This is a genomic window from Streptomyces sp. DvalAA-14 (genome assembly GCF_900091855.1).
In the GTDB taxonomy this organism is placed as follows: domain Bacteria; phylum Actinomycetota; class Actinomycetes; order Streptomycetales; family Streptomycetaceae; genus Actinacidiphila.
The window spans coordinates 1-4,161 of sequence record NZ_FMCH01000077.1; the positions used below are offsets into that span (position 1 = coordinate 1).

General features: G+C 70.7%; 4 protein-coding genes. All 4 read left to right on the forward strand.

The window, feature by feature from the left end:
* On the forward strand, positions 1-2,026 hold a 2,026-nt coding region (infB, locus tag GA0115240_RS04060), incomplete at its 5' end, for a translation initiation factor IF-2 (protein ID WP_107407089.1).
* 96 nt (positions 2,027-2,122) lie between these two features.
* The gene (locus tag GA0115240_RS04065) at positions 2,123-2,416 is read left to right on the forward strand and encodes a DUF503 domain-containing protein (protein ID WP_093735268.1); all 294 of its coding nucleotides are present in this window, start codon (positions 2,123-2,125) and stop codon (positions 2,414-2,416) included.
* Between the two features lie 128 nt (positions 2,417-2,544).
* Positions 2,545-3,075: a 30S ribosome-binding factor RbfA gene (gene rbfA / locus GA0115240_RS04070; protein ID WP_237554584.1), complete on the forward strand. Its 531-nt coding sequence runs from the start codon at positions 2,545-2,547 to the stop codon at positions 3,073-3,075.
* The gene (gene truB, locus GA0115240_RS04075; RefSeq protein ID WP_093735269.1) at positions 3,072-3,968 is read left to right on the forward strand and encodes a tRNA pseudouridine(55) synthase TruB; all 897 of its coding nucleotides are present in this window, start codon (positions 3,072-3,074) and stop codon (positions 3,966-3,968) included. The genes rbfA and truB overlap by 4 nt, the downstream gene beginning before the upstream one ends.
* Positions 3,969-4,161 lie beyond the last annotated feature (193 nt).

Here is a 4,161-nt window from a genome sequence, read left to right on the forward strand (position 1 = left end):
TCCCGGTGGCGGCGGCGCTCCCGGCGGTGGCGGCGGCTTCGGTCCCCGTCCCGGCGGTTTCGGCGGTCGTCCCGGTGGCCCGGGTGGCCGTGGTGGCACGCAGGGCGCGTTCGGTCGCGGCCCCGGCGGCCGTCCGGCACGCGGCCGCAAGAGCAAGCGTCAGCGGCGCCAGGAGTACGAGGCCATGCAGGCCCCGTCCGTGGGCGGCGTGCTGCTGCCCCGCGGCAACGGCCAGGTCGTCCGGCTCTCCCGCGGCGCCTCGCTCACCGACTTCGCCGAGAAGATCAACGCCAACCCGGCGTCGCTCGTCCAGGTGATGCTCAACCTCGGTGAGATGGTGACCGCCACCCAGTCGGTGTCCGACTCCACCCTGGAGCTGCTCGCCGGCGAGATGAACTACGTGCTGGAGATCGTCAGCCCGGAGGAGGAGGACCGCGAGCTGCTCGAGTCGTTCTCCATCGAGTTCGGTGAGGACGAGGGCGGCGAGGAGTCGCTCGTCTCCCGTCCGCCGGTCGTGACCGTCATGGGTCACGTCGACCACGGAAAGACCCGGCTGCTCGACGCGATCCGCAAGACCAACGTGGTCGCGGGCGAGGCCGGTGGCATCACCCAGCACATCGGTGCCTACCAGGTCGCCACCGAGGTCAACGGCGAAGAGCGCGCGATCACCTTCATCGACACCCCCGGTCACGAGGCGTTCACCGCCATGCGTGCCCGCGGTGCCAAGTCCACCGACATCGCGATCCTGGTGGTCGCGGCCAATGACGGTGTGATGCCGCAGACGATCGAGGCGCTCAACCACGCCAAGGCCGCCGATGTGCCGATCGTGGTCGCGGTCAACAAGATCGACGTCGAGGGCGCCGACCCGACCAAGGTGCGCGGCCAGCTCACCGAATTCGGGCTGGTGGCCGAGGAGTACGGCGGCGACACCATGTTCGTCGACATCTCCGCCAAGCAGGGCCTGCACATCGACTCGCTGCTGGAGGCGGTCATCCTGACCGCCGACGCGTCGCTCGACCTGCGGGCCAACCCGGAGCAGGACGCGCAGGGCATCGCGATCGAAGCGCACCTGGACAAGGGCCGCGGCGCCACCGCGACCGTCCTGGTGCAGCGCGGCACCCTGCGGGTCGGCGACACGATGGTCGTCGGCGACGCCTACGGCCGGGTCCGGGCCATGCTCGACGACCAGGGCAACACGCTCGACGAAGCGGGTCCGTCCACCCCGGTCCAGGTCCTGGGCCTGACCAACGTGCCGGGCGCCGGCGACAACTTCATCGTTGTCGACGAGGACCGCACCGCCCGTCAGATCGCCGAGAAGCGTGCCGCGCGTGAGCGCAACGTCCGCTTCGCCCGCAAGGGTGTCCGGTTCTCCCTGGAGAATCTGGACGAGGCGCTCAAGGCCGGTCTGGTGCAGGAACTCAACCTCATCATCAAGGGCGACGCGTCCGGTTCGGTGGAGGCTCTCGAGTCCTCGCTGCTCCAGCTCGACGTCGGTGAAGAGGTCGACATCCGGGTCCTGCACCGCGGTGTGGGTGCGGTCACCGAGTCGGACATCGACCTGGCGACGGGTTCCGACGCCATCGTCATCGGCTTCAACGTCCGGGCGGCCGGTCGCGCCGCCCAGATGGCGGAGCGCGAAGGCGTCGACGTCCGGTACTACTCGGTGATCTACCAGGCCATCGAGGAGATCGAAGCCGCGCTCAAGGGCATGCTCAAGCCCGAGTACGAGGAGGTGGAGCTCGGCACCGCCGAGATCCGCGAGGTCTTCCGCTCCTCCAAGCTCGGCAACATCGCCGGTGTGCTGGTCCGGTCCGGCGAGGTGCGCCGCAACACCAAGGCGCGGCTGCTGCGCGACGGCAAGGTCATCGCGGAGAACCTCAACATCGAGGGTCTGCGCCGCTTCAAGGACGACGTCACCGATATTCGTGAGGGTTACGAGGGCGGTATCAACCTCGGCAACTACAACGACATCAAGATCGACGACGTCATCGCCACCTACGAGATGCGGGAGAAGCCGCGCGGCTGATCCGGCGCCTCGGCTGAGGTGACACCGGTCCGGGGCCGGTCGACGGGTGGGAAAATCCGTCGATCGGCCCCGGCCTTCGCCTGTACCGTCCCTTATATGTATGTAGGCACTCTGTGCTTCGACCTGCTGCTCGGTGACGTACGGTCGCTGAAGGAGAAGAGGTCCCTGATCCGTCCGATCGTCGCCGAGCTGCACCGGAAATTCGGGATCAGCGTCGCGGAGACGGGGGAGCAGGACCTCTATCGCAGGGCCGAAATCGGAATCGCGGTGGTCTCCGGGGACCTGGGTCATATCAAGGACGTGCTCGACCGGTGCGAACGCTGGATGGTCGCCCGGCCCGAGGTGGATCTGCTGTCGGTACGGCAGCGCATCCACGGCGGCGACGACTGAGGGGGACGACGCCCCGCGGGAGAACGTGGAAGCCCCCCGGAAGACCCGCGGACACCCGCAGTAAACCCGCGGCAGATCCGTAGCCACCGAACTGCCACCGAACCAGAGCAGACAGAGAGAAGAAGACGATGACCGACACCGCGCGGGCGCGAAAGCTGGCGGACCGCATCCGGGTCGTGGTCGCCGAGACCCTCCAGCGGCGGATCAAGGACCCGCGGCTGGGGTATGTGACCATCACCGACACCCGGGTCACCGGTGACCTGCGGGAGGCGACCGTCTTCTACACGGTCTACGGGGACGACGAGGAGCGCGCCGCCTCGGCCGCGGCCCTGGAGAGCGCCAAGGGCGTGCTCCGCTCCGAAGTCGGCCGGCAGACCGGGGTGCGCTTCACCCCCAGCCTGGCGTTCGTCGCGGACGCCCTGCCCGACAACGCCCGCGCCATCGAGGATCTGCTCTCCCGCGCCCGCGCGGCGGACGAGGAGGTGCGCAAGACGGCCACCGACGCGCAGTACGCGGGGGACGCGGACCCGTACCGCAAGCCGGCCGACGAGGACGACCTCGACGAGGTGGACTCCGACGCGGCCCCCGGCGCCGCCTCGCCCGACGCCGGTTCCCACGACGCCGATCCCCACCACGAGGACGGTTCGTCGCCCGCATGACACGTCAGCAAGAGGGTCCCTCCGGTCTGGTCATCGTCGACAAGCCCGGAGGGCTCACCTCGCACGGGGTGGTGTCACGGATGCGGCGGCTCGCCGGCACCCGCCGGGTCGGCCACGCGGGCACCCTGGATCCGATGGCGACCGGGGTACTGGTCATCGGGGTGGAGAAGGCCACCCGGCTGCTCGGGCACCTCGCGCTCACCGAGAAGGAGTACACCGGCACCATCCGGCTCGGACAGACCACGGTGACCGACGACGCCGAGGGCGAGGTCACCGCGTCCACGCCCGCCACCGGGGTCACCCGGGACGCGGTCGACGCCGGGGTCGCCGCGCTGTCCGGGCCCATCCAGCAGGTGCCGTCCAAGGTCAGCGCGATCAAGGTGAACGGCGTCAGGTCCTACACCCGGGTACGCGAGGGCGAGGAGTTCGAGCTGCCCGCCCGGCCGGTGACGGTCTCCGCGTTCACCGTGCACGACCTGCGGGTGCCGGCCGACGCGCCGGACGCGATCGACCTGGACGTGACCGTGGTGTGCTCCTCCGGCACCTACATCCGCGCGCTCGCCCGCGATCTCGGCGCCGGCCTCGGCGTCGGCGGCCACCTCACCGCGCTGCGCCGCACCCGGGTCGGCCCCTACGGGCTGGACGGCGCGCGGACGCTGGAGCAGTTGCAGGAGACCTTCGACGTCCTGCCGATCGAGCGGGCGGCGGCGGCCGCCTTCCCGCGCTGGGACGTGGACGCCGACCAGGCGCGGCTGCTGGGCAACGGCGTACGGATCGAGGTCCCCGCGCTGCCGCCCGGGCCGAACGCGGTGTTCGGGCCCGACGGGCGTTTCCTGGCACTGGTCGAGGAGAGCAAGGGGCAGGCGAAGATCGTGGCGGGGTTCGCCCAGTAGGGCGCTGATCAGGCACGACGTCGGCGCGGCCGGGTAGCGGCCCCGGGTTGTCGGGGTGTGTGTGGCGGCCGGTTGCCGGTCGGTTGCCGGACGCGGTCGTTCGCGGACGCGGTCGGTTGCCGGCACCGTCGTTCGCCCGGACGCCTCGTTTGCCGGACGCCGCTCGCTTGCCGGGCGGTCGGCGGCGGGCCGG